At 61.7% G+C, this 24875-nt stretch carries 23 protein-coding genes; 4 read left to right on the top strand and 19 right to left on the bottom strand.

Annotated features, from left to right (window positions below; all coding sequences use genetic code 11):
* Positions 1-80: 80 nt before the first annotated feature.
* From rsmG to AC3D25_RS15860, 13 genes are all read right to left on the bottom strand, one after another.
* Positions 81-767, bottom strand: coding sequence for a 16S rRNA (guanine(527)-N(7))-methyltransferase RsmG (gene rsmG, locus AC3D25_RS15920; RefSeq protein ID WP_488889319.1), 687 nt, complete (start codon positions 765-767; stop codon positions 81-83).
* Positions 764-2734, bottom strand: coding sequence for a tRNA uridine-5-carboxymethylaminomethyl(34) synthesis enzyme MnmG (gene mnmG, locus AC3D25_RS15915; protein WP_488889318.1), 1971 nt, complete (start codon positions 2732-2734; stop codon positions 764-766). The genes rsmG and mnmG overlap by 4 nt, the downstream gene beginning before the upstream one ends.
* 159 nt (positions 2735-2893) lie before the next feature.
* Complete coding sequence (locus AC3D25_RS15910) at positions 2894-3658, bottom strand: ABC transporter ATP-binding protein (protein ID WP_488889715.1); 765 nt, start codon at positions 3656-3658, stop codon at positions 2894-2896.
* Complete coding sequence (locus AC3D25_RS15905) at positions 3658-5442, bottom strand: branched-chain amino acid ABC transporter ATP-binding protein/permease (protein WP_488889317.1); 1785 nt, start codon at positions 5440-5442, stop codon at positions 3658-3660. Before AC3D25_RS15905 ends, AC3D25_RS15910 begins: the two co-directional genes overlap by 1 nt.
* Before the next feature lie 4 nt (positions 5443-5446).
* On the bottom strand, positions 5447-6502 hold the full coding sequence (locus tag AC3D25_RS15900) for a branched-chain amino acid ABC transporter permease (protein WP_488889316.1): 1056 nt from the start codon (positions 6500-6502) through the stop codon (positions 5447-5449).
* Between the two features lie 124 nt (positions 6503-6626).
* Complete coding sequence (locus AC3D25_RS15895; RefSeq protein ID WP_488889315.1) at positions 6627-7799, bottom strand: ABC transporter substrate-binding protein; 1173 nt, start codon at positions 7797-7799, stop codon at positions 6627-6629.
* A gap of 126 nt (positions 7800-7925) precedes the next feature.
* On the bottom strand, positions 7926-9035 hold the full coding sequence (locus AC3D25_RS15890; RefSeq protein WP_488889314.1) for an ABC transporter substrate-binding protein: 1110 nt from the start codon (positions 9033-9035) through the stop codon (positions 7926-7928).
* Between the two features lie 630 nt (positions 9036-9665).
* Positions 9666-10637 carry a branched-chain amino acid ABC transporter permease gene (locus AC3D25_RS15885; RefSeq protein ID WP_488889714.1) on the bottom strand — a complete coding sequence of 324 codons (972 nt, stop codon included), beginning with the start codon at positions 10635-10637 and terminating at the stop codon, positions 9666-9668.
* Positions 10637-11521 (bottom strand): branched-chain amino acid ABC transporter permease, encoded by an 885-nt coding sequence (locus tag AC3D25_RS15880; protein WP_488889313.1) that lies wholly within the window; start codon positions 11519-11521, stop codon positions 10637-10639. The genes AC3D25_RS15885 and AC3D25_RS15880 overlap by 1 nt, the downstream gene beginning before the upstream one ends.
* Before the next feature lie 87 nt (positions 11522-11608).
* The gene (locus AC3D25_RS15875; protein ID WP_488889312.1) at positions 11609-12820 is read right to left on the bottom strand and encodes an ABC transporter substrate-binding protein; all 1212 of its coding nucleotides are present in this window, start codon (positions 12818-12820) and stop codon (positions 11609-11611) included.
* Positions 12821-12882: 62 nt separating this feature from the next.
* Entirely contained in the window at positions 12883-13644 is a 762-nt protein-coding gene (locus AC3D25_RS15870) for an ABC transporter ATP-binding protein (protein WP_488889311.1), read from the bottom strand.
* Entirely contained in the window at positions 13641-14420 is a 780-nt protein-coding gene (locus AC3D25_RS15865) for an ABC transporter ATP-binding protein (RefSeq protein ID WP_488889310.1), read from the bottom strand. The genes AC3D25_RS15870 and AC3D25_RS15865 overlap by 4 nt, the downstream gene beginning before the upstream one ends.
* Positions 14421-14734: 314 nt before the next feature.
* Positions 14735-16411, bottom strand: a complete 1677-nt coding sequence (locus tag AC3D25_RS15860) for a GMC family oxidoreductase (RefSeq protein WP_488889309.1) — start codon at positions 16409-16411, stop codon at positions 14735-14737.
* A 118-nt stretch (positions 16412-16529) separates the two neighbouring features.
* Between AC3D25_RS15860 and AC3D25_RS15855 the strand changes: the two genes are divergently transcribed.
* A complete protein-coding gene (locus AC3D25_RS15855; protein WP_488889308.1) occupies positions 16530-17432 on the top strand; it encodes a LysR family transcriptional regulator in 903 nt (300 codons plus the stop codon).
* A 131-nt stretch (positions 17433-17563) separates the two neighbouring features.
* Complete coding sequence (locus tag AC3D25_RS15850) at positions 17564-18082, top strand: class IV adenylate cyclase (protein ID WP_488889307.1); 519 nt, start codon at positions 17564-17566, stop codon at positions 18080-18082.
* On the opposite strand, the gene AC3D25_RS15845 is transcribed toward AC3D25_RS15850, so the two are convergent.
* Positions 18079-18570, bottom strand: a complete 492-nt coding sequence (locus tag AC3D25_RS15845; RefSeq protein ID WP_488889306.1) for an Lrp/AsnC family transcriptional regulator — start codon at positions 18568-18570, stop codon at positions 18079-18081. The two genes, AC3D25_RS15850 and AC3D25_RS15845, sit on opposite strands and share 4 nt — an antisense overlap.
* A gap of 215 nt (positions 18571-18785) precedes the next feature.
* Complete coding sequence (locus AC3D25_RS15840; protein WP_488889305.1) at positions 18786-19016, bottom strand: DUF3717 domain-containing protein; 231 nt, start codon at positions 19014-19016, stop codon at positions 18786-18788.
* Between the two features lie 169 nt (positions 19017-19185).
* On the opposite strand from AC3D25_RS15840, the gene AC3D25_RS15835 reads away from it, so the two are divergent.
* Entirely contained in the window at positions 19186-19872 is a 687-nt protein-coding gene (locus AC3D25_RS15835; protein ID WP_488889304.1) for a response regulator transcription factor, read from the top strand.
* A 90-nt stretch (positions 19873-19962) separates the two neighbouring features.
* Positions 19963-21405, top strand: coding sequence for a sensor histidine kinase (locus AC3D25_RS15830; protein ID WP_488889713.1), 1443 nt, complete (start codon positions 19963-19965; stop codon positions 21403-21405).
* Positions 21406-21468: 63 nt separating this feature from the next.
* Here AC3D25_RS15830 and AC3D25_RS15825 read toward each other — a convergent pair whose 3' ends face one another.
* The 4 genes from AC3D25_RS15825 to AC3D25_RS15810 form a co-directional block, all read right to left on the bottom strand.
* Positions 21469-21924, bottom strand: coding sequence for an SET domain-containing protein (locus AC3D25_RS15825; protein WP_488889303.1), 456 nt, complete (start codon positions 21922-21924; stop codon positions 21469-21471).
* Positions 21925-22133: 209 nt separating this feature from the next.
* Entirely contained in the window at positions 22134-23246 is a 1113-nt protein-coding gene (locus AC3D25_RS15820) for an NADH:flavin oxidoreductase/NADH oxidase (protein ID WP_488889302.1), read from the bottom strand.
* Positions 23247-23393: 147 nt separating this feature from the next.
* Entirely contained in the window at positions 23394-24092 is a 699-nt protein-coding gene (locus AC3D25_RS15815) for an MOSC domain-containing protein (protein ID WP_488889301.1), read from the bottom strand.
* A gap of 5 nt (positions 24093-24097) precedes the next feature.
* Entirely contained in the window at positions 24098-24823 is a 726-nt protein-coding gene (locus tag AC3D25_RS15810) for a glutamine amidotransferase (protein WP_488889300.1), read from the bottom strand.
* Between the last annotated feature and the right edge of the window lie 52 nt (positions 24824-24875).

Genomic DNA, 24875 nt, shown 5'->3' with positions numbered 1-24875 from the left:
TGTTTTTTCGCTGACAAAGGGCCAGCGTGTTTCAGGCGTGCATGAATGCCAATTGAAAAAACCCCGAACTTTGTGCGCCGTTACGACACTGCAATCTCGACGAGATGCCGCTCGGCATCGAGCATCGGCACTTTAAGACGTTCGACGCCGAGCACTCTCGCGCCTTCCGGAAGTCGCGCAATTTCCGCGTCGGGTCGAACGCCTTTCATCGCCCAGATACGACCGTCCGGGGCCACGAGATGACGCGCAAGTGTAACGAAATCCGAGAGTTCTGCGAACGCGCGCGAGACGATCACGTCGAATTTCGCCGGTACTTCGAGGCCCGGCGTCAGACTTTCGACGCGGCCCGTGACTACAGACAGATTCGTCAGACCCAATTGAAGCTTTGCTTGCGACTGGAACGCGGTTTTTTTATGAACGATGTCGTTGACCGTGACTTGCCATTCCGGGAGCACGATTGCCAGGACAATACCCGGCAAACCGCCACCCGAACCCACATCGAGCGCAAGTGAAGGACCGCGCCTCGCCAGCGTCGGAACGATCGCGAGCGAATCGAGGATGTGCTGGATCAGCATCTGACGCGGATCGCGAATCGCCGTCAGGTTGTAGACGGCGTTCCATTTCGCCAGCAACGCCACGTAGTCGAGCAACTTCGCTCGTTGTGCCGCGGGGAACGGAAGTTGTAATTCGTCGAGACCGCTATCGAGCAGACGCGCCAACGTGTCGGTTTGACTTGAGCCGGCGTTTCCGGCGACACGCCCCGTCACTGGACGCCCGGCGCGTCGCTGCTGCCGGGTCCGCCGTTGGTCGTCGTGGAAACGCCGGCACGCCGACCAAGGCCACGCTTGAGATAAACCATTAGTAGCGAGATCGACGCGGGGGTGATTCCGGAGATCCGCGACGCCTGACCGATTGTCTCTGGACGATGCTGCGTCAACTTCTGGCGCGCTTCGAAAGAAAGCCCACGCACTTCAGCGTAATCCAGCCCTTCCGGCAGACGGGTGCCTTCGTGCGATTCATTGCGCTCGATCTCCCCCGCTTGCCGCTCAATGTAGCCCTGATACTTCACAGCGATTTCAATCTGCTCCTCGATCTGGGCGCGGAGCACGGGATCGTCTGCGAGCGTAGATTCCGGGCCACATGCTCCGTCGCGCAGCTTGCAAATATCGTCGTATGAAATGCCCGGACGACGCAGCAATTCCGCGAGACTGTATTCGTGGTCGATTGGCTTGCCGAGTAGCACGGTCGCCTCAGCTGCGGGAAGCGTTTTGGGATTTACCCAAGTTGAGCGCAGCCGCTCTGTTTCACGTGAAACAGCATCGCGCTTTCGAGAGAAGGTATCCCAGCGCGCATTGTCTACAACACCGATCTCGCGTCCCATCTCCGTCAGACGCATGTCGGCATTGTCTTCACGAAGCGACAAACGATATTCGGCCCGGCTGGTGAACATGCGATACGGCTCGGAAACACCCTGAGTAACAAGATCGTCGACCAACACGCCGAGGTAAGCCTGATCGCGACGCGGCGCCCACGGCTCTTTCCCCTGCACTTGCAGCCCCGCGTTAATTCCCGCGAGCAGGCCTTGGGCGGCGGCTTCTTCGTAGCCCGTCGTTCCATTGATCTGACCCGCGAAGAACAAACCGCCAATTGCCTTCGTTTCGAGCGAGACCTTCAACGCGCGCGGATCGAAATAATCGTATTCGATCGCGTACCCAGGCCGAAGAATGTGCGCATGTTCTAACCCAACCATCGATCGAACCAGATCAAGCTGCACATCGAAAGGAAGACTTGTCGAAATCCCGTTCGGATAAAACTCGTTGGTCGTCAGCCCTTCTGGTTCCAAGAAGATCTGATGCGCATCTTTGGATGCGAAGCGATGAATTTTGTCCTCGATCGACGGGCAATAGCGCGGCCCGACGCCCTCAATTACCCCGGTGTACATCGGTGAGCGATCGAGTCCGGCGCGAATGATGTCGTGCGTACGCGCATTTGTGTGCGTGACCCAGCACGGCAGTTGACGCGGATGCTGCTCGACGCGACCAAGAAACGAAAACACGGGGATCGGATCGAAATCGCCCGGTTGCTCCTCGAGTTTTGAGTAGTCAATCGTGCGACCGTCGATACGTGGCGGCGTACCGGTCTTTAAGCGACCTTGCGGCAGCTTGAGTTCCTTCAGTCGGCTCGAAAGCGAAACCGCAGCAGGATCGCCCGCCCGTCCGCCCGTGTAATTATTCAAACCGACGTGTATTTTGCCATCGAGAAACGTTCCGGCTGTCAGCACCACGGCTCGTGAGCGGAACTGGACGCCCACTTGCGTAACGGCACCTACGACGCGATCGCCCTCAACCATCAAGTCATCGACGGCTTGCTGAAACAGCCAGAGATTTGGTTGGTTTTCCAAACGATGGCGAATCGCGGCCTTATAGAGCACACGGTCCGCTTGGGCGCGCGTGGCCCGAACGGCAGGACCTTTGGATGAATTCAGGATGCGGAACTGAATGCCCGCCTCATCCGTAGCTGCGGCCATCGCCCCGCCGAGAGCATCGACCTCTTTCACGAGATGGCCCTTGCCGATCCCGCCAATCGACGGATTGCAACTCATCTGCCCGAGCGTCTCAATATTGTGCGTCAGGAGCAGCGTTTTACAGCCCATGCGCGCCGAAGCAAGCGCGGCCTCAGTACCAGCGTGACCGCCACCAACGACGATCACATCGAATTCAGTCGGAAAAAGCATTGGAGATCTCACGAACGGACGTCGCGAGCCTTTGAAGAAGGAATATCTTGGAATTATAACGCTATAGCTTTCGGCCCGAATTTAGGCCGAACGGCTAACGATAAAAAAAGGGCGTGTTTCACGTGAAACACGCCCATGTTCAACGGTGCTTTCGTTCGTTCAGGCTGACTTCTTCGCAAGCCCGAGATACGTTTCGATGACGCGCGGATTGTGCGCGAGGTCCTGCGCATCGCCCTCCAGCGCAAACTCGCCGGTCTCCAGCACATAACCGTAGTCAGAGATTTGCAACGCTGCCCGAGCGTTTTGCTCGATCAAAAGCGTAGCGACACCCGTTTGCTTGAGCGCGCTGACGATATGGAAGATCTCCTTCACGATTAACGGCGCTAGTCCGAGGCTCGGTTCATCAAGCATCAGCAATTGCGGTTTGCCCATCAACGCCCGTCCGACGGCCAACATCTGACGCTCTCCGCCCGAGAGCGTTCCGGCCGCTTGCTTACGTCGTTCTTTCAGCCTCGGAAACAATCCAAAGACGTGCTCGAGTTGATCGAGGAAGTTTCGCTCCCCTGCCCGCTTTCGCCGATATGCGCCCAAGACCAGATTGTCCTCAACCGACATGGTGGCAAACAGTTCGCGTTTCTCCGGTACAAGGCACATTCCACGTGAAACACGTTTTTCGATGGCGAGCGCCGAGATTTCGTCGTCGAGATAGCGGATCGAGCCCTTAGCGAAACCCGTTGGCGGGAGCGCACCCATAATCGCGTTGAGGAGCGTGGATTTTCCCGCACCGTTCGGCCCAATAACCGAAACGATTTGCCCCGCGCCCACCGTTAGTTTGCCGTCGTGCAACGCCTCGACCTTGCCGTAACGCACCGACAATCCGCTCACTTCCAAAATCGGCGATACGCCGCCCTGCATCTGCGCCATCATTCCACCCCGCCTAAATATGCCTCAAGCACTGCAGGATTCTTCTGAACGTCCTCGGGTAACCCTTCGGCGATCCGCGTGCCAAACTCCATGACGACAAGCCGATCCGTCAGATTCATCACGAAATCCATATCGTGCTCAACAAGCAGCACGCTCATCCCTTCTGCCTTAAGCTTCCGGAGCAACCCGGCGAGTTGCTGTTTCTCCTGATAGCGCAATCCGGCTGCCGGTTCGTCGAGCAGTAGCAGCGTCGGATCGCAGCACAGCGCACGCGCAATCTCCAGAATGCGCTGTTGGCCGAGCGCCAGACTGCCCGCATCGTCGTAAAGATGGTCTCTCAGACCCACGCGATCGATCTGGCGTGCGGCCTCTGCCATCAACCGCGCTTCCTCGTTTCCATTGAGTTTGGCGATACTTCGCCAAACTCCCGTCCGCCCACGCAGATGCGCGCCAATGGCTACATTCTCAAGCACGGTCATACCCGGCATTAACCGGACATGCTGGAAGGTCCGCCCAATTCCCCGCTTGACGATTTCACGTGAAACCAATGCATCGATACGATTGCCCTGGAACGTAATCGCGCCGCTTGTCGGTTGCAGCACGCCTGTGACGAGGTTGAATGTTGTGGATTTCCCCGCGCCGTTCGGGCCGATCAATCCGACAATCTCGCCCGCTTTCACCTCAAAGCTCACGTCATTTACAGCGACAAGCCCACCGAATTCCTTGCGAGCCTTATCGACGACTAGAAGCGGCACGCCGACCGGCGGCTTGCTGCGTTGCGGCAAAACATCGGCATGCTCAGGAATGCGCGCGCGCGGACCGCTCGGAAAGAGCCTCGCGAAGAATGGCCACACGCCCTGGCGCGCGTACTGAAGCAGCAGCACCATCAACACGCCAAATACAATCACCTCGAAGTTTCCATTAGCGCCGAGAAGCCTCGGCAGCCACGTCTGCAGATAATCCTGAAGAACCGTGAGGATGGTTGCGCCCAGCACCGCGCCCCACACATGCGAAACACCACCGACCACAGCCATGAACAGGAATTCGATTCCGTGATTCAAGCCGAACGGCGTCGGATTCACCGCGCGCTGCAAATGCGCGTAGAGGAAACCGGAGATCGACGCCAACACCGCTGCGTACACAAAAATCACGACGCGCATCCACGCCGTGTTGACGCCCATCGCTTCGGCCATCGTGCCGCCGCCGCGCAGCGCACGGATCGCGCGGCCCGGTCGGCTATTAAGCAGATTCTGAACAGAAACCACCGCCAGCAAAACGACCACCCAGATCAGGTAGTAAATGCTGCGGCCGGATTCCAGATGCCAGCCGAATACGTTCAAGACCGGAATTCCGTTGATGCCGTCGTACTTGCCGAGAAAGTCCAGATTGCCGAACAGATAAAACAGCGAAAGCCCCCACGCGATCGTGCCGAGCGGCAGGAAATGGCCGGAAAGCCGCATCGTGATCAGGCCGAGCAACAAAGCGATTCCCGCCGTCAGCACGACACCAGCAACCAGCGCGAGCCACGGCGAAAGACCGAATTGCGTCGTCAAGTACGCCGTCGTATAAGCGCCGACGCCGACGAACGCCGCCTGGCCAAAGCTCGTCATCCCGCCGATACCGGTGAGCAGCACGAGCCCGATCGCGACAATCGAATACAAGCCGATGTAGTTCAGCAGCGTGACCCAATATTCGGGCACCCGGATCGGTTGCGGCAGCACCGGAAGCGCAAAAACGACGAATAAAAAGACCCAGAAAATCTTGTTTCGCATCAAGTGTTTCATCGGATTATTCCTCGTCCTCATCCGCGTGCGGGCTCGCCAGGCTTCGCCACAGCAGCACCGGAATGATCAGCGTGAAGACGATCACCTCTTTATAAGCGCTCGCCCAGAACGACGAATAAGACTCCAGCAGCCCGACCAGCAGCGACCCGGCCGCCGCGAGCGGATAACTCACCAGACCGCCGACAATCGCCCCGACAAAACCCTTCAGCCCGATCAGGAAGCCCGAGTCGTAGTAAATGGTGGTGATCGGCGCGACCAGGACGCCGCAGAGCGCGCCCAGGCCCGCCGCGAGCGTGAACGCAAGACGGCCCGCCTGCGTCGTGCCGATACCCACCAGCCGCGCGCCGAGCCGGTTCACCGAGGTCGCGCGCAACGCCTTGCCGGAGATCGAGCGGTCGAAGTAGAAATACAGCGCGACGATCAACACAGCCGCCGTGCCGACCACCCACACGCTCTGACCGGACACCGACATCGCGCCGATGTTGAACGTGGCATCGGAGAACGCGGCCGTGCGCGACCCTTCCGCGCCGAACATCACGAGGCCGAGGCCGACCATCGCGAAATGCACCGCGACCGCGACGATCAACAGCAACAACGTGCTCGCCTCCGCAATCGGCTCATAAGCCAGGCGATACACGAACGGTCCCATCGGAATGACGATCAAGAGCGTGAGCGCGATTTGCGCGATCATCGGCAGCGTCTGCATGAAGACGGCCTGCGTCAGCGCGTACACCGCCAGCGGAAACAGCACGTATTTGGCCGCCTGCGTGGCGAGCGTCCGTGCAATATGCCGATACCGTGACGGATGCCGAATCACGCCCGCCAACTCGGCCAGGAAACAGCCTGCGCCCATGGCGATCAGCAAGAAACACGTCGCCGGCAGCTTTTGCGATTGGAGCGCGGCCAGCGTGAGCGCGCCGTACGCGACGAACTCGCCCTGCGGAATGAAAATGACGCGCGTCACGGAGAACACGAGCACCAGCGCGAGCGCGAGGAGCGCGTAGATCGCGCCCGTGGTGATCCCGTCCTGCGCGAGAATCGCCGCAATCGATAAGTCCATACTTCCTCTTGAAAGCTACTTGATTCAGGCGGGCTGCCGAATGAGCCCGTTGAACATGATGAAGCGGCGCGTCGAAACTGACGACGCGCCGCGGCACTCGGTGAAACCTCGGAACGCTACCGCGTCAATCGTTCTGCAACTTCCACTTTCCATCGACGATCTGCACCATCACGCGCGCGCGGTCGTCGAACCCGTTGTGATCGGCGGCCGTCGTGTTCATGATGCCGTGCGCGACCGGAAGGTCCTTCATGTTTTTCAGCGCCGCGCGCAATGCTTCGCGGAACGCCGTCGTGCCCGGCTGCCCTTTCTTCAACGCTTCGGGAATCGCGCGCTGGAGCATCTGGCCCGCGTCCCACGCGTGGCCGCCGAACGTCGATACCGATCCCGCGCCGTAGGCTTTCTCGTAAGCGTTTTTATACGCCGACGACGACTTCTTCACCGGATTGCCGACGGGCAGTTGCTCTGTCACGAGAATCGGCCCCGCCGGCAGCATTTCACCTTCGCAATCCTTGCCGCAGACGCGCAGGAAGTCGTTATTCGCCACGCCGTGCGTCTGGTAGACGCGGCCCTTGTAGCCGCGCTCCTTCAACGTCTTCGCCGGCAGCGCCGCCGGCGTGCCCGCACCGGCGATCAACACCGCGTCCGGGTTCGCGGCCATCGTCTTCAACACCTGGCCCGTGACGGACGTATCCGGGCGGTTATAGCGCTCGTTCGCGACGATCTTCAGCTTGTGCGCCGACGCCGCCGCATTAAACACGCTGTACCAGCCGTCGCCATAGGCATCCGCGAAACCGATGAAGCCCACCGTCTTCACGCCGCGCCTTTCCATGTGCGCCGCGATCGCGTCGGCCATCAGGCTGTCGTTTTGCGGCGTCTTGAAAACCCAGGCGCGTTTCGCGTCCATCGGCGCGATGATCGACGCGGAAGCCGCCATCGAAATCATCGGCGTTTTGGATTGCGACGCCGCGTCGATCATCGCGAGCGAATTCGGCGTGACGGTCGATCCGATGATCGCATCGACGTGATCTTCGTCGATCAGCTTGCGCGTGTTCTGCACCGCGCGGCTGGAATCGGTGGCGTCGTCGAGCACGATGTACTCCACGGTCTTGCCGCCTATTTCCTTCGGCAGCAACGCGATCGTATTTTTCTCGGGAATCCCGAGCGATGCCGCCGGGCCGGTAGCCGACAGCGTCACGCCGATCTTGACCTGAGCAAACGCCCCGCTCGCCGCGCACATTGCGCCGCTCGCGATTGCCAGCGCGACGCTCGCGCGGGCCAACTTTTTTATCCGTTCCATTCTTGTCTCCGAACACCCGTCGTCACGCCCAAGGCGCGATGTTTCATCTAGCTCAAAGTCAGCGCACAAAAAAAGGCGCGTCGAAAGCAACGCGCCTTTGTTCAATTTCATTTCACGGGCAGCCCGTCAGTTGTTCTCGAGCTTCCACTTGCCGCCGACGATCTGCACCATCACCCGCGCGCGCTGATCGAGTCCGGAGTGGTCGTTCGCGCTCATGTTGACGATACCGTGCGAAACCGGCAGATCTTTCGTGCCTTCGATCGCCGCGCGCAACGCCTCGCGAAACGCCGGCGTGCCGGGCTGGCCCTTCTTCAGTGCGATCGGCACCGCGTGCTGTAACAGCAGGCCCGCGTCCCACGCATGACCACCGAAGGTCGAGACCGAGCCCGCGCCATAAGCGGTTTCGTAGGCTTTCTTATAGGTCAGCGCGGCCTTCTTCACCGGGTTCGAATCCGGCAACTGATCGGCGACGAGCAGCGGCCCAGCCGGCAGGAACGTCCCTTCGCAATCCTTGCCGCACACGCGCAGGAAGTCGTTGTTTGCCACGCCGTGCGTCTGGTAGATGCGGCCTTTATAACCGCGTTCCTTCAGCGTCTTTTCCGGCAGCGCAGCCGGCGTCCCCGCGCCCGCGATCAACACCGCGTCGGCGTTCTGCGACATCATCTTGAGCACCTGGCCCGTGACCGACGCGTCGTTGCGCGCGAACCGCTCGTTCGCGACCACTTTCACCTTCGCGAGATCGGCGGCCTTGGTGAACTCCTTGAACCAGCTCTCGCCGTAGGCGTCGCTGAAGCCGATGAACGCCACCGTCTTCACGCCATGATTCGACATATGCTGCGCGATCGCGGTCGCCATCAGGATGTCGTTCTGCGGCGTCTTGAAGACCCACGCGCGCTTGGCATCCATCGGTTCCACGATGCTCGCGGCGGCCGCCATCGAGATCATCGGTGTGGTGGTTTCGGCCGCGACGTCGATCATCGCGAGCGAGTTCGGCACGACGGTCGAGCCGATCAGCGCGTCGACGTGATCTTCGCTCGTCAGCTTGCGTGCGTTCTTTACGGCTTGAGTCGAATCCGTGGCGTCGTCGAGCACGATGTATTCGACCTTTTGCCCCGCGATTTCCTTCGGCAGCAATGCGATGGTGTTTTTCTCGGGAATACCGAGCGATGCCGCCGGGCCGGTCGCCGAAACGGTCACGCCAATCTTAATATCGGCAAAAGCTGCAGTGCTCGTCATTGCCGCCGCACTCGCAGCGAATATCGTCGCGGCAATCCAGCGCCGTCCAAATCGCGACTCAAAGCGCGACTCAAAACCCAATCCCAGCTTCATTGAAATAAACCCCGTGAAGTCATCAAGCAAAACTGATTTTATAAGCCAGTTTAATCACCGACCAAACAGTCGGCGAATGGCGAGTGTAGCGGACCGGCGTCGCGCGGAGCAAGCATTTTGGAGGGTTCGCCGCATCGAGAAAACGGCCCAGAATTAATTTGCTAAATGCCTTCGAAACATTCGAATACAACTTAATGCGGCGTGCCGGAATCGCGCACCGAACTCAATTAAACGCGGCCGGGGAATTCATGCGGCAATGCAGAAAACCAATTAAAAAAGCGCTGTTGGAATCATCCAACAGCGCTTTCCGTTTCGGGCACTTGGTGCCTCGTTGTCTCCTCGTTCTCCACCTCAAAAAATCGGGGTGCAACAGAACTAGGACGCATCTTAAATTGTGCAATGAAGCACGACAACCTAGCATTTACCCTGATGGTGCATGATGCACCGTAAATGGGCGCTTTTAAACGCTCTTCAGCATTAAACGGACCGAACCAAAATCGGGCGTTCATTGATTAGTTTGGATCACAAACTAATCAATCAGCCTTGCAACGGTTTTACCCGCGCCACGATCTCGCCGACAATTCCGCGCCTGAAAGCCAGCACACACGCGATAAAAATCAGCCCCGTCACGATGGTCACGGATTCGCCGAGCGAATTAAACCAGTCCACGCCAGTGATTCTCGCGAGCGCGGTGCCGATATCGCCGAGCCGGTTTTCCAGCGCGACGATAATCGCCGCGCCCAGCAACGGGCCGAACATCGTGCTCATACCGCCGACGAGCGTCATCAGGACGACTAGGCCGGACATCGTCCAGTAGGCGTCGCCGAGCGTTTCGAAGCCGAGCACGAGCGTCTTGAGCGAGCCGGCCAAACCGGCAAGTCCCGCCGACAAAACGAACGCCAGCAGTTTGAAGCGCGCCGTGTCGTACCCGAGCGAGATCGCGCGCGGCTCGTTTTCCTTGATCGCGATCAGCACTTGCCCGAACGGCGAATGCACGGTCCGCACGATCAACGCAAACGCAAACAGCGCGACCAGCAGCACGACGTAGTAGAGCGTCAAGTCCGAACTCAGATCGATTGATCCGAACAGTTTGCCGCGCGGCACGCCTTGCAAGCCGTCCTCGCCGTGCGTGAACGGCGCCTGCAGGAACACGAAATACACCATCTGCGCGAGCGCGAGCGTGACCATCGCGAAGTAAATGCCCTGCCGCCGGATCGCGAACAGGCCGACCACCAGGCCGAGCAGCGTCGCCGCCAGCGTGCCCGCGAGCACGCCGAGTTCGGGCGTGAAGCCGAGCGTCTGGATCGCGTAGCCGGTCGTGTAGCCCGCGCTCGCGAGGAACATCGCGTGGCCGAACGAGAGCAGCCCCGTGTAGCCGATCAGCAAGTTGAACGCCGCCGCGAACAGCGCGAAGCACAGCACCTTCATCATGAAAACCGGATAGACGCCGATGAACGGCGCGGCGATCAGGCCGATCAGCAACAGGCCGTAGAGCGCTTTTCTCTGCATCATTTTTCCTTGCCGAAAAGGCCTGCCGGACGCACCAGCAGCACGAGCGCCATGATGACGAAGACGACCGTCGCCGACGCTTCGGGGTAGAAGACGCGCGTCAGTCCCTCGATCACGCCAAGCAGCAGCCCGGTCAGGATCGAACCCATGATCGATCCCATGCCGCCGATCACGACGACCGCGAACACGGTGATGATCATCGACTGGCCCATCAGCGGCGAAACCTGGATCACCGGCGCGGCGAGCACGCCCGCGAACGCCGCGAGCGCGACGCCGAAGCCGTAGGTGAGCGTGACCATCAGCGGCACATTGATGCCGAACGCCTCGACCATCTTCGGGTTCTCGGTGCCCGCGCGCAGATACGCGCCGAGCCGCGTCTTCTCGATCACGAACCAGGTCGCGAAGCAGACCGCGAGCGACGCGAACACCACCCACGCGCGATAGTTCGGCAGGAACATGAAGCCGACGTTGGTCGCGCCGGAAAGCAGTGCGGGCACGTCATAAGGCTGACCGGACGAGCCGTAGATCGAGCGAAACACGCCTTCGATCACGAGCGTGAGGCCGAAGGTGAGCAGCAATCCGTAGAGGTGATCGAGCTTGTAGAGCCAGCGCAGCATCGTCCGTTCGATCAGGATGCCGAACACGCCGACAATCAGCGGTGCGAGCACGAGCATCGCCCAGTACGGCACGTTGAAGTACGAGAAGCCCATCCATGCGAGCATCGCGCCGAGCATGAACAACGCGCCGTGCGCGAAGTTGATGACGTTGAGCAGGCCGAAGATCACCGCGAGCCCGAGGCTCAGGATCGCGTAGAACGAGCCGTTCACGAGACCGAGCAGCAACTGGCTCATCATCGCGGCGAGCGGAATGCCGAATATTTCCATCGAATCTGCCGTCAGAGTGGTGATGTCGGCGCGGGCGGCCCGAAACTCCGCGCGCGCCCGAGCGTCACGAGCCTTAAGTCAGGCCGCTTATTTCCACAGCGCGCAGCGCGTCTCCGCCTTGGTGCCGAACGCCTGCTCGCCCGGAATGGTCGCGGTGATCTTGTAGTAGTCCCAAGGCTCCTTCGATTCCGACGGCTTCTTCACTTCCATCAGATACATGTCGTGAATCATGCTGCCGTCTTCGCGGATATAACCTTTCGCGTAGAAATCGTCGATCTTCGCCTTGTGAAGCTGCGCCATGACCTTGTCGCTGTCGGTCGTGCCGGCCGCTTGCACCGCCTTCAGATACGTCGTGACCGCGGAGTAATCGGCGGCGTGAAGGCTCGTCGGCATCTTCTTCATCTTGGCGAAGTAGCGCTGCGCCCACTTGCGCGTGGTTTCGTCCTTGTTCCAGTACCAGCTGTCCGTCGCCACCAGCCCTTGCGTGGTTTCGAGGCCCAGGCTGTGGATATCGGTCAGGAAGATCAGCAGCGCGGCGAGCTTCATGGTCTTCGTGACGCCGAATTCCTTCGCGGCCTTGATCGAGTTGATGGTGTCGCCGCCCGCGTTCGCGAGGCCGAGAACCTGCGCCTTCGACCCTTGCGCCTGCAACAGGAACGACGAGAAATCCGACGCCGACAACGGATGACGCACCGTGCCGAGCACCTGGCCGCCGTTCGCCTTCACCACGTCCGACGTGTTCTTCTCAAGCGCCTTGCCGAACGCGTAGTCGGCGGTGAGGAAGTACCACGTCTTGCCGCCCTGCTTCGTCACCGCCGAGCCGGTGCCTTTCGCGAGCGCCATCGTGTCGTACGCGTAGTGGACCGTGTACGGCGTGCATTGCTCGTTGGTCAGGTTATCCGCGCCCGCGCCGATGTTGATGTACGGAATCTTCTTCTCGCCCGCGACCTGGTTGGTGGAGAGCGCCGTCGCCGAATTCGTCCCGCCGATAATCACGTTCACGCCGTCACGGTCGATCCACTCGCGCGCGCGCGACGCCGCGATGTCGGCCTTGTTCTGGTGATCCGCGTAGACGAGTTCGATCGTCTTGCCATTCACCTTGCCGCCGAAATCCGCGATCGCCATGCGGATCGCCTCCAGCCCGCCCTGTCCGTCGATGTCGGCGTAAAGGCCCGAGAGATCGGTGATATAGCCGATCTTGACGGTCGCGCCGTCAGCCGCATGCGCGCTCGCGCCGATCGCGAGCGCGGCGATTGCGAGGCCAAGGCGCGAGAGGCGCGTGAACGTTTTCTTCTTCATTGCAGTCTCCATAGGTTGTTGTGTCCTGCTTCGCGCGTGCGCCGGTCCGCTCGTTTTGTGCGTCATACGCCGAGCAGATCGTGCATCACGGGCATCTTCGCTTCGAGCTCGCTCGCGTTGAAATGCTCGACGATCTTCCCGTGCTCCATGACGTAGAAGCGATCGGCGAGCGGCGCGGCAAAGCGAAAATTCTGTTCGACCATCACGATGGTGTAGCCCCGGCTTTTGAGCATCGTGATCATGCGCGCGAGGGTCTGCACGATTACCGGCGCGAGACCCTCGGAAATCTCGTCGAGCAGCAAAAGGTTCGCGCCCGTGCGCAAAATGCGCGCGACCGCGAGCATTTGCTGTTCGCCGCCGGACAGCCGCGTGCCCTGACTCACGCGCCGCTCTTTGAGATTGGGGAACATCGAATAGATTTCGTCGAGCGACATGGCCTCGCTCGCCGGTCCGACGAGCGGCGGCAGCAGCAGATTTTCCTCGCACGACAGGCTCGAAAAAATGCCGCGCTCTTCCGGGCAATAACCCACGCCGCAATGCGCGATGCGATGCGTCGAAAGTCCGATCGTCTCGCGCCCGCCGATCCGGATCGATCCCGTGCGGCGGCCCGTAAGTCCCATGATCGCGCGCAGGGTCGTGGTGCGGCCCGCGCCGTTGCGTCCGAGCAGCGTGACGACTTCGCCGCGATTCACCTTGAGATCGACGCCGTGCAGGATGTGCGATTCGCCGTACCACGCGGCGAGGCCCGCGAGTTCGAGCGCGGGTACGTCGCGCGCCGCGTTCTGCGTGCCCGAGGCGCGGCGCTCTTCCGTCACCGTGCTCATGCGTGTGCTCCGGCGAGCGCCGCGTCGGCGCTGCCCATGTAGGCTTCCATGACGAGCGGATTCTTCGATACTTCCGCGTAGCTGCCTTCCGCCAGCACCTCGCCGCGCTGAAGCACGGTGATCGTGTCCGAGATGCCCGCGATCACGTTCATGTTGTGTTCGACCATCAGAATGGTGCGCCCCGTCGATACTTTTTTGATCAGCGCCGTCACGCGGTCTACGTCTTCGTGACCCATGCCTTGCGTGGGTTCATCGAGGAGCATGAGTTCGGGTTCCATCGAAAGCGTCGTGGCGATTTCGAGCGCGCGCTTGCGTCCGTACGACAACTCGACGGTTTTGGTATCGGCGAAATCGGTGAGGCCGACTTGTGTGAGCAAGTCCATGGCGCGGTCGTTGAGTGCGTCGAGCGAACGTTCGCTCTTCCAGAACGAGAACGAAGTGCCGAGCTGGCGCTGCAAGCCGATCCGCACGTTCTGCAATACCGTCAGATGCGGAAACACCGCAGAAATCTGGAACGAGCGGATCACGCCGCGCCGCGCAATTTGCGCGGGCCGCTCACGCGTGATGTCGATACCGTTGAAGACGATTTGTCCCGCGCTCGGTTCGAGGAACTTGGTCAGCAGGTTGAAGCAGGTCGTCTTGCCCGCGCCGTTCGGGCCGATGAGCGCATGAATGGAGCCGCGCCGCACGCGCAGATTCACGCCGTTCACGGCCGTGAAGCCCTTGAATTCCTTCGTCAGGCCGCGAGTTTCCAGAATCGTGTCGCCGAGAATCATGTCCCTTCCATGCGAAGTGATTCGCTTGAGCAGAACGCTCGACGGCACGCTATTTTGCTTGATCGGCGCGCGCCGCGAGTCGCGTAGGGTTCCCGAAATCGCCGGGCATGCAAAGCTGTGACGTGCTGCACAAACGACGCGCGAGTGTTACCGCGCATCACCTGATCCGACGCCATTGTCGCGCCATTGATGCAGCGCAATCATCGGGATTTGCACTTAGTGGATTGCGTCGATTCCCAACGCTCTGAAACACGCCGAAGCGCCGCCCGGCCAGCAGCTCCGAGCGGCGTGAAAATTGCCGCGGCAACGCGGCGTCAGGCGATAGCGGTCACTATCGCTTCGTGCGTTTGCGCATGGCGGCGGTCGGTGCGGATCATCTGGCTCGCGCGCTCGGCGATCATCAGCGTCGGCGAGTTCGTGTTGCCCGAGGTGATAGTCGGCATGACCGACGCATCGACCACGCGCAAGCCCTGCACGCCGATCACCCGCAAACGGCTGTCGACCACCGCCGCCGGATCGTTGTCCGCGCCCATGCGGCACGTGCCCACCGGATGAAAAATCGTCGTGCCGATCTTGCCCGCCGCCGCGACGAGTTCCTCCTGCGTCTGGAACGCCACGCCCGGCAGAATTTCCTGCGGTGCGTAACGCGCGAGCGCGGGCGCGGCGGCAATGCGCCGCGTGAGACGGATCGCATTGGCCGCGACTTCGCGGTCGCGTTCGGTCGAAAGGTAGTTCGGCGCGATCAGCGGCGCGCGATGCGAATCCGGCGAGTCGATATGCACGCTGCCACGCGATGTCGGCCGCAGCGGACACACCGACGCCGTGAACGCATTGAACGCGTGCAGCGGCTCGCCGAATCGATCGAGCGACAGCGGCTGGACGTGATATTCGACATCGGGGCGCTTGATCGACGCGTCGTCGGGATTCGACTTCGCGAACGCACCGAGTTGCGACGGCGCCATCGACATCGGTCCGCTGCGCATCAGCGCATATTGCAGCCCGATAAAGAGCTTGCCCCACCAGTGCGCCGAAAGCGTGTTGAGCGTGCGCACGCCGTCCACCTTGTACGCCATGCGCAATTGCAGGTGATCCTGAAGATTCTCGCCGACGCCGCGCGAATCGTGCACGACGTCGATGCCAAGCCGCTGCAAACGCGCCCCGTTTCCTACGCCCGACAGTTCCAGCAGTTGCGGCGAATTGACCGCGCCCGCGCTCAGGATCACTTCGCTGCGCGCCTTCGCGATGTAGTCCGTGTCGCCGCCGCGATATTCCACGCCGACGCAGCGCATGCCTTCGAACACGACGCGCTGCGTATGCGCGCCGGTGATGATCGTGAGATTCGGGCGTTTCATCGCCGCGCGCAAAAATGCCTTCGACGCGTTCCAGCGGATTCCGCTTTTCTGGTTCACGTCGAAATAGCCGACGCCGGTGTTGTCGCCGCGATTGAAGTCGTCGGTGGCGGGAAGGCCGGTTTGCTGCGCGGCTTGCGAGAACGTTTCGAGAATCTTCCACTTGAGCCGCTGCTTCTCGACGCGCCATTCGCCGCCCGCGCCGTGCCAGGCATTTTCGCCGCCGTGGTGATCCTCGCTGCGTTTGAACACGGGCAAGACCGCGTCCCACGACCAGTTCGGGTCTCCCGTGATGTGCGCCCAGTCGTCGTAGTCTTCACGCTGCCCGCGCATGTAGATCATGCCGTTGATCGACGAACACCCGCCCAGCACGCGTCCGCGCGGATACGACAGCGCGCGGCCGCCGAGACCGGCTTCCGTTTGTGTCTTGTAAAGCCAGTCGGTGCGCGGATTGCCGATGCAATAGAGATAGCCGACCGGCACATGAATCCAGTGATAGTCGTCCTTGCCGCCTGCTTCGAGCAGCAGGACGTTCACGTCCGCGTCTTCGGTGAGGCGATTTGCCAGGACGCAACCGGCCGTGCCCGCGCCCACGATGATGTAGTCGAATTCGCCTTCGAGCTTGCGCGCGTTCTGCTTCATGGTGTGTCTCCGTGACAGGCCGTCTAACGCGGCCGTGGCCTCAAGCCTACTGCACCGGACGAGTGCAGCGCCAATGAGAGTTGTTCAATAGCAATATAAGGCGCGCTAATATCAGCGGATGGACTACACCCTGCTTCGCGCTTTCGTCGCGGTGGCGCGCGAGGGCAACTTGACGCGCGCCGCGGCGCAACTGCATCTCACGCAACCCGCTGTCAGCCTGCAGATCAAGAATCTTCAGGAGACGCTCGGCCTCGTGCTGTTCTCGCGCACATCGCATGGCCTGCTGCTGACACGCGACGGCGAGTCGCTGTTGCCGCACGCGGAACGCGCGCTTGCCGCGGCCGCCGACGTGCGGCGAGTCGCTGCTGCACTGCGGCATGAAGTAGCGGGACGGCTGCGTATCGGCACGATTCTCGATCCCGATTTCCTGCGGCTCGGCGGCTTTTTGCGTCAGCTATTGGAGACCTATCCGCGTATCGAAACTGCGTTGCGACATGGCATGTCGGGCTGGGTGCTCGAACAGGTGCGTTCGCGCGAACTCGACGTCGGTTTCTATATCGGCGATCCAGCCACCGACGGCACGCGCGACGGCGAGCGCTTTCATGTGGTGACGCTGACGCCGTATCTTTATCGCGTGCTCGCGCCAGCGGGCTGGCGGGATCGCGTGAACAAGGGCCGGCGCGACTGGGCGGCGCTCGCCGCGCTGCCGTGGATCTGGACGCCGCCGGAATCCGCGCATCACCGGCTGCTGGCACGCATTTTCGGCGATGTCGGCGCATCGCCCGTGATCGTCGCGGAAGTGGATCAGGAACCGTCGATGCTCGATCTCGTGAAGTCGGGCGTCGGGTTATCGCTCGCGCGCGATACGATCGCGCTGGCCGAAGCGCACGCGCACGCGCTGACCATCGTGGAAGACATGACGGTGCCGACGCAGCTTTCGTTCATTACGCTCGCGGATCGCGTCGATGAACCGGCCATCGCGGCGGCGTGGCGGTTGATCGTGGATCAGTGGAGCGTGTGAACGCGCGCGGCTAGCGGCGCGCGGCTAGCGGCGTGCGGCGTGCGGCGCTCCGAGCGGGTGTCACGAAAACTTTGTTAGTCTGAGGCTAGCGTTGTTCTCGTCCACCTATCCACGTCTTCCCGGAGTCTTTCATGGCACGCAACATCGAAATCAAGGCTCGCGCGCATCAGTTCGAACAGCTTCGCGAACGCGCCGCCGCGCTCGCGCCCGACGCACCGCTCATCTTTCGCCAGCAAGACTTTTTCTACGACGTGCCGACCGGGCGTCTGAAGCTGCGTCAATTCGACGACGGCACGCCGTCCGAACTGATTTTTTATCAACGCGACGACCGCGACGGCCCGAAGGTCTCCTACTATTCGCGCAGCCCGGTGACGAACCCGGAAGCCATGCACGCGCTACTCGCGCAAGCGTTGACGACGCGCGGCATCGTCTCGAAGGAGCGGCATGTCTATCTGGTCGGACGTACGCGCATTCACCTCGACCGCGTGGACGGTCTCGGCGATTTCATCGAACTGGAAGTGCTGCTCGGTCAGGACGACGATGAAGCCGGCGGCGAAAAGGAAGCGCACGACATGTTCGCGCGCCTGGGCGTCGCGCCGGGCGACCTCGTGCCGGTCGCGTATGTCGATTTGCTGAGCGAAGCGGCTTAAGGGTTATCGCCGCTATTCTTCAGATGCGCGAGCGGCAGCGGCCCGTTGCGCTTGAACGTCGTCAGCACGATGTTCGAGCGCACGCTGTCCACGCCCGGCACGCGCATCAGTTTTTTCATCACGAACTGCGACAGCGCGTTCAGATCCGGCGCGACGATCCGCAGCAAATAATCGGCGTCACCGACGGTCGCGTGACATTCGAGCACTTCCGGCAGGCTGTCGATTTGCTGCTGAAACTGTTCGATCGCGGTATCGCCGTGATGCTTGAGTTTGAGGCTCGTGAACGCGGTCACGCCGAGCCCGAGCTTTTCCGGCCGCAGCACGACCCGATAGCCATCGATCACCCCCGCCGATTCCAGCCGCTGCAAACGCCGCCCGATCTGCGACGGCGACAGCGGCACTTCCTCGCCGAGTTGCTGATGCGTCGCGCGCCCGAAGCGCTGCAGCACGTCGAGAAGCGCGAGATCGAAATGATCGAGGTCCACCATGATGATTTCCTGCAAGAAAACGATAAGCGCGCGATTTTAGCGCGCCACGTCGAACGTCCGAGCGCCTGTGCGGAGACTGAGAAAACCAGGAAAGCGCGCCGTAATGTTTACAAACGATGACACACAAAAAGGCGTGTATCGAAGGGAAATCGTCGCGATTACGTCCATTCGAAGGCGTTTTCGAAAGTTATGAAAGCCGTTCGCTTCCAAAACTTTCAGCCGCTCGACGCCGATTTAATACGCTCGTAAGATTCCCAGGCTTCGCGTGCAATGGGGTCTAAACGGCTCGCCGGGATGGATGAACGACGCTGTACAATCAGCAGCGCATAAGGCTTGGACAGCGCGCTCGCCTCCTTGCACAGACTCAGTTCGTCGCCGCTGGAAGGCGATCGGGCACGCCAGAAATTGATGGCGGCTTCGAGTTCGTGAATCGGAATGTCGTGCATGTCCGGCCAGAAGTTGTCCGCCACGGCAGTGCGGCACGAAACCCGTCCGCGCGGCTGCTCAGGCGTACCGTTTAAAGGATTGCTGAACTGGCCCTACCCGCGCCGTCGCGGCATCCATGCCCCGGCCCACGCGGGTTCGAGCCCAACCCATTGTACTTGAGCGACTTCCATGCGAATCCTTCTGATCGAAGATGACCGCCCCATTGCGCGCGGTATTCAAAGCAGCCTCGAACAATCCGGCTTCACCGTCGATATGGTCCACGACGGCATTTTTGCCGAGCAAGCGCTTGCGCAAAACCGCCATGAACTGGTGATTCTCGATCTCGGGTTGCCCGGTATCGACGGCATGACGCTGCTCTCGCGCTTCCGCCAGGGCAACCGTCACACGCCGGTGATCATCCTGACCGCGCGCGACGAACTGCACGACCGCGTTCAGGGGCTGAACAGCGGCGCCGACGACTACATGCTCAAGCCGTTCGAGCCGCAGGAACTCGAAGCGCGCATTCGCGCCGTCATGCGCCGAAGCGGGCCGCACGGCGACGTGCCGCGTCCGGAAGTCACGCTTGGCGGGCTGCGTCTGTCGGGCGTCGATCGTCGTATCTTCAACGACGAAAAACCGCTCGAGTTGTCGCCGCGCGAATTCGCCGTGCTCGAAATGCTGCTGCTCCGCCATGGCCGCGTGGTCAGCAAGGCGCAGCTTCAGGACCATCTGACGCATTTCGGCGGCGATCTCGGCGACACGGCGATCGAAGTTTATGTGCACCGTGTGCGCAAAAAACTCGAAAACTGCCGCGTCGAAATCGTCACGGTGCGCGGCTTCGGTTATTTGCTGCAGGAAATCCGGCAGGCCGCGTAAGCGGTTTTCGACGCCTTGCGATTTCCTCCCCGGCGCGCGACCGACGAGCGTTTCGCTCGTGACGACTGGCTCCATCTCGCGCGCCTGAAAGTGACCGATTCGTCTCCGCCGCCGAGCCTGCGGCGCTCGCTGCTGCTTCGGCTCGCGGCGCCGCTTTCGCTGCTCGCGCTGATGAGCGGCCTGATGGCGTACTGGCTCGCGTGGCAATACACGCAGCATGTCGTCGATCGTTCGCTCGCCGATCTCGCCACGGCCATCTCCAAACAGATCCAGCTCGCGGGCGTCGATGCGCCTGTGACCGTGCCGCCGCTCGCGCGCGCGATGTTCTCCGATCCGGTCGAACAACTGATCTACCGCATCAGCGACGGCGACACCGAGATTGCCGGTGAAGAAGATCTGCCGCTCACCGGCACGAACGTGCGCCGCATCCACTACGCCTATGTGTTCGAGACGCACTATCAGGGCATGAGCGTGCGCGCCGCGCAGGTTCGCGTGGATCAGCCGCGCGGCAATCCTATCGTCGTGGAAGTCGCGCAGCGCGTCGGGTCGCGATACCGGATCGCGGTGGAATTTTTAATCGCGATCATGATGCCGCTGCTGTTGCTGCTGCTCGCCGGCTGGGTGATCGTGTGGCGCGTGGTGAACCAGCAACTCAATCCGCTGACCGATCTCGCCGATACGCTCAATCAGCAAACGCATACGTCGCTCGAACCGGTCGACGAATCGTTTGTGCCGATTGAAATTCGTCCGCTCACGAGCGCGATGAATGCGCTGCTCGATCGTCTGAAAGCGGCGCTCGACGCGCAGCGCAAGTTCATCGCCGACGCCGCGCATCAACTGCGCACGCCGCTCACCGCCGTCAAGCTGCACGCCGAACAGGCCGCGAGCGCGCGCGATCCCGCGAAGGTGCTGGAAGCCGTAAAGGAACTGCGCGCCTCCGCCGACCGCGCGGTGCGGCTCTCGAATCAGTTGTTATCGCTTGCGCGCGCCGAGCCGGGCGAGCAGGCCGCGCGTTTCACGCAGTTCGATCTCGCGGCGCTGGCGTTCGAAACCGGCGCGGAATGGGTGCCGCGCGCGCTCTCGGCGCACGTGGACCTCGGCTTCCAGCGCCTCGACGATCCTGCCAACGATTCGCCGCTCACCGTGCGCGGCAATCTCGTGCTGGTGCGCGAGGTGATCGGCAATCTGATCGATAACGCGCTCAAGTACATTCCGCCGCATCGCTACGAAGGCGCGCGCGTGACGGTGAGCGTCACGCGCCACACCGACGCGACCGGGCGCGCGTTCGGCGAAATCGTCGTGGAAGACAATGGTCCCGGCGTCCCGGACGATCAGCAGCCCGACCTCTTCAAGCGCTTTTTCCGCGGCGACGGCCAGACGGTGGAAGGCGGCGCGGGTCTCGGTCTCGCAATCGTCCACGACATCATGGTGCTGCATGGCGGCAGCGTGCATTACGAAAATGCGCCCGAAGACGGTGCGCGTTTCGTCGTGCGGATGCCGCTCGACACTGGCGCACCGAAAAAAGCCGCGTGAAGCCGCATAAAGCAAAACGCCACGGCAAGCCGTGGCGTTTTCACATGTTCGCCGTCGCGCCGCTTACTTCTTTTTCTTCAGCGCGAGCATTGTGCCTCGGCACTTTTTCGCGCCGCATCGGCATTCGTATTCCTGCTTGAGCTTCTTGGTGATACGCCCGTCGATCACCAGCCCGTAGTCGTAATTCAACTCCTCGCCTTCGCCTATATCGCGCAGCGCGTGGATGAACACGCGCCCTTCTTTCTCCTCGGCTTCGCAATTCGGCGCGCACGAATGGTTGATATAGCGCGCGCTGTTCCCGTCGATCTTCCCGTCGATCACGCGTCCGTCGTCGAGCGCGAAATAGAACGTGTGATTCGGTTCGTCGGGATTATGCGGATGCCGGCGCAACGCCTCTTTCCACGAAATCCGCTCGCCCTTGTACTCCATCACGCGCTCGCCTTTCGCGAGCGGCACTGCGGCAAACACGCCTTTGCCATGCACGCCGGAACGGCGAACGGCGACCCTGCGTGAACTCATCGAATGAATCCTTAAACGAATCGGTGTGGATTGGGGAGCTTCGATTCGCGCCTCGGCGAATCGTTAATTAAAACGCGGCGACTTCAATGGAAAGGCGCCGCGCGTTTCGGCTCGCGCCCGTCTTCGACGCGAACAACGGCATCGTACACGCTAGGCGCGCACGAATTCAACCGTGGCAAACATCAGGCACAGACCGGCGCGAAGGCGTCTTAGCGCGCACCGGACGCGACGTCTCCGAACAGCGCCTTTTGCTCGCGCGGTTGTGAGCGCCAGTATTGCGGCGGCGCTTCGACGGTCGCGCCGAGTTCGGCGGCAGCATGCCACGGCCAGCGCGGATCGTAGAGCATCGCGCGCGCCATCGCGACGAAATCCGCCTCGCCCGACGCGATGATGTCCTCGGCCTGCTGCGGCTCGGTAATCAGCCCGACGGCGATCGTATTCACGCCGGTCGCTTCCTTCACGGCCTTGGCGAACGGCACCTGATAATTGGGCTTAAGCGGAATCTTCTGCAACGGCGAGACGCCGCCCGACGACACATCGATCCAGTCGACGCCACGCTTTTTCAACTCGCCCGCAAACACGATGGTCTGCTCGATATCCCAGCCGCCCTCCACCCAATCCGACGCCGACACGCGCACGCCGACCGGCTTGTCCGCCGGAAACACGGCGCGCACCGCATCGAAAATTTCAAGCGGATAACGCATGCGGTTTTCGAGCGAGCCGCCGTATTCGTCGGTGCGCTGGTTGGCGATCGGCGAGAGGAACTGATGCAGCAGATAGCCGTGCGCCGCGTGCAATTCCAGCGCGTCGAGGCCGAGACGCTGCGCACGCTTCGCCGTCGCGACAAACGCCTCGCGCACGCGGATCAAACCCGCCGTGTCGAGCGCGAGCGGCTCCTGTTCGCCTTCCTTGTGCGGCAACGCGGACGGCGCCGATGCCACCCAGCCGCCATCGGCCACCGGAATCTGCTGGCCGCCTTCCCACGGCACGTTGCTCGATGCCTTGCGGCCCGCGTGCGCGAGCTGCATCGTGATGGCGATGTGGGAATGTTTGCGAATGGCTTCGATCACCGGCTTGAGCGCAGCTTCGGTCACGTCGTCCCAGAGACCGAGATCGGCCGGCGTGATGCGGCCGTCCGGCTCGACCGCGGTGGCCTCGATGCACAACATGGCCGCGCCGGAAAGCGAGAGCGAGCCGAGATGCATCATGTGCCACGCGGTGGCTTCGCCGCGTTCGGCGGAATACTGGCACATCGGCGAAACGACGATGCGATTAGGCAAGTTCACGCTGCGTAGCGTGATCGGGGTGAACAGCGCGCTCATGGTGTTTTCGCCGAAGGGAAAAAGGAGCGTTCGAGAATAGCACTTCGCTTTTTTTCCCGCAGTCGCCGCGCCAGGCTTCGGATTGCTTCATGTTCCGACAGGCGCTTCAGCTCATGCAACCGCTCATGCACCAGCTCATGCGGCAGCTCATGCGCCGTCGAGCCGCAGCGACCACGATTCGACGCGTCCCGTTTCCAGCCGCTTCGCCGCGGTCTTGCGCCACGACGGCGTCAGCGCGTCGAGCGCGGCCATCTCTTCGAGCGCATTGCGGTCGTCGCGATCGACGTAGAACACACGCAAAAGCCGCGCGACGCTCCATTGCGGATGCGGCCGCGCAATCCGTTCGACTACATCGCCCGCGCCGATTTCGCCCGATTCCAGCACACGGTAATACCAGCCGGTCCGGCGCGAATCCTGCACGCGGCGCGACATGTCGTCGCGTGAAAAATGGATGTTCAGCTTCCAGCACGGCTGACGCGGCTGCGAAACCTGCACGATTACCGTGCCGATCCGAAATACATCGCCGACACACACATCCTCTTCGCCGATCCCGCGCGTCGACAAATTCTCGCCGAATGCGCCGGGCGCGTCGAAACGCGACACGCCCGCTGCCGCCTCGCGCGGCCATTCATCGCGCCATGCGGCGTAGTGATCGAATGAGTAGTGATGCAGCGCTTTTTCCGGGCCGCCGTGATGCTTGTGCTCGGCTTGCTGATCGCCATCGACGCCGGTTTCGTGAACGCGCAAACGTTCCAACGCCGGCGTCTTGTGAATTGCGCTGCGTTTGCCGAGCGTTCCGAGCGGAGCAATATCGCCGATCAACACGGCGTCGAGAAGAATAGTCATGCGCGTTACCTGGCTTGAGTCTGTTCGAAGCGGTCGAGCCACTCGCCGAACATCGCGCGCGCGGCGCGTTCGAGCGCCGGACCGTTCTGCACGGTTTCAGCGCGCAATTGATTTGCGCTCGTTCCGGCTTCCTTAATTTCGCCGGGATACGCCACCAGCCAGCTTTCGAACCGGTCGACGAGTATTTCGGGATGACATTGCAGCGCGAGGACGTGATTGCCCCAGCCGAACGCCTGATGTTTGCACGCAGGCGTCGAGGCGAGAAGGGTCGCGTTGTCGGGGAGATCGAAGGTATCGCCGTGCCAGTGGAAAACCGGCGTCGGCTGACCGTCCGCTTCGAAATGACGCAGCGCCGACGCGCGGCCGGCGTCGGTCAGCGTGAGCGGCTGCCAGCCCAGTTCCTTTTGCGCCGCCGGATACACGCGAGCGCCGAGCGCGCGCGCGATCAACTGCGCGCCGAGACAGATGCCGATGGTCGGCAGCCCCGCCGCGATCCGCGTTTCGAGCATCGCGAGTAGCGGTGTCAGATGAGGATAGCCGGCGTCGTCGTAAGCGCCGATCGGTCCGCCGAGCACGACCATCAGCGAGGCGTCGAGCGGATTCGGCGCGTCGATGCGCGCGCGGCCCACGTCCAGATAACGGACGAGATGGCCGCGGTCGCCGAGCACCAGTTCCAGACTGCCCAGATCTTCGAAATAGACGTGGCGAATTGCCAGGACTTCATGTTTCATCGGCGGGATTCCGTGGCTGCGGACGCGGGAAAATTCGGGCCGCGCCCACAAC

The organism is Caballeronia sp. SL1002 (assembly GCF_057814995.1).
Note: the sequence above shows the minus strand (reverse complement) of the source record. Positions and strands in the feature narration are given on the sequence as shown.

Coding starts and splice junctions, on each gene's coding strand:
- mnmG (WP_488889318.1), bottom strand. CDS start 2,734: ATGCTTTTTCCGACTGAATTCGATGTGATCGTCGTTGGTGGCGGTCAC.
- AC3D25_RS15910 (WP_488889715.1), bottom strand. CDS start 3,658: ATGGCGCAGATGCAGGGCGGCGTATCGCCGATTTTGGAAGTGAGCGGA.
- AC3D25_RS15905 (WP_488889317.1), bottom strand. CDS start 5,442: ATGAAACACTTGATGCGAAACAAGATTTTCTGGGTCTTTTTATTCGTC.
- AC3D25_RS15900 (WP_488889316.1), bottom strand. CDS start 6,502: ATGGACTTATCGATTGCGGCGATTCTCGCGCAGGACGGGATCACCACG.
- AC3D25_RS15895 (WP_488889315.1), bottom strand. CDS start 7,799: ATGGAACGGATAAAAAAGTTGGCCCGCGCGAGCGTCGCGCTGGCAATC.
- AC3D25_RS15890 (WP_488889314.1), bottom strand. CDS start 9,035: ATGACGAGCACTGCAGCTTTTGCCGATATTAAGATTGGCGTGACCGTT.
- AC3D25_RS15885 (WP_488889714.1), bottom strand. CDS start 10,637: ATGCAGAGAAAAGCGCTCTACGGCCTGTTGCTGATCGGCCTGATCGCC.
- AC3D25_RS15880 (WP_488889313.1), bottom strand. CDS start 11,521: ATGGAAATATTCGGCATTCCGCTCGCCGCGATGATGAGCCAGTTGCTG.
- AC3D25_RS15875 (WP_488889312.1), bottom strand. CDS start 12,820: ATGAAGAAGAAAACGTTCACGCGCCTCTCGCGCCTTGGCCTCGCAATC.
- AC3D25_RS15870 (WP_488889311.1), bottom strand. CDS start 13,644: ATGAGCACGGTGACGGAAGAGCGCCGCGCCTCGGGCACGCAGAACGCG.
- AC3D25_RS15865 (WP_488889310.1), bottom strand. CDS start 14,420: ATGATTCTCGGCGACACGATTCTGGAAACTCGCGGCCTGACGAAGGAA.
- AC3D25_RS15860 (WP_488889309.1), bottom strand. CDS start 16,411: ATGAAGCAGAACGCGCGCAAGCTCGAAGGCGAATTCGACTACATCATC.
- AC3D25_RS15855 (WP_488889308.1), top strand. CDS start 16,530: ATGGACTACACCCTGCTTCGCGCTTTCGTCGCGGTGGCGCGCGAGGGC.
- AC3D25_RS15850 (WP_488889307.1), top strand. CDS start 17,564: ATGGCACGCAACATCGAAATCAAGGCTCGCGCGCATCAGTTCGAACAG.
- AC3D25_RS15845 (WP_488889306.1), bottom strand. CDS start 18,570: ATGGTGGACCTCGATCATTTCGATCTCGCGCTTCTCGACGTGCTGCAG.
- AC3D25_RS15840 (WP_488889305.1), bottom strand. CDS start 19,016: ATGCACGACATTCCGATTCACGAACTCGAAGCCGCCATCAATTTCTGG.
- AC3D25_RS15835 (WP_488889304.1), top strand. CDS start 19,186: ATGCGAATCCTTCTGATCGAAGATGACCGCCCCATTGCGCGCGGTATT.
- AC3D25_RS15825 (WP_488889303.1), bottom strand. CDS start 21,924: ATGAGTTCACGCAGGGTCGCCGTTCGCCGTTCCGGCGTGCATGGCAAA.
- AC3D25_RS15820 (WP_488889302.1), bottom strand. CDS start 23,246: ATGAGCGCGCTGTTCACCCCGATCACGCTACGCAGCGTGAACTTGCCT.
- AC3D25_RS15815 (WP_488889301.1), bottom strand. CDS start 24,092: ATGACTATTCTTCTCGACGCCGTGTTGATCGGCGATATTGCTCCGCTC.
- AC3D25_RS15810 (WP_488889300.1), bottom strand. CDS start 24,823: ATGAAACATGAAGTCCTGGCAATTCGCCACGTCTATTTCGAAGATCTG.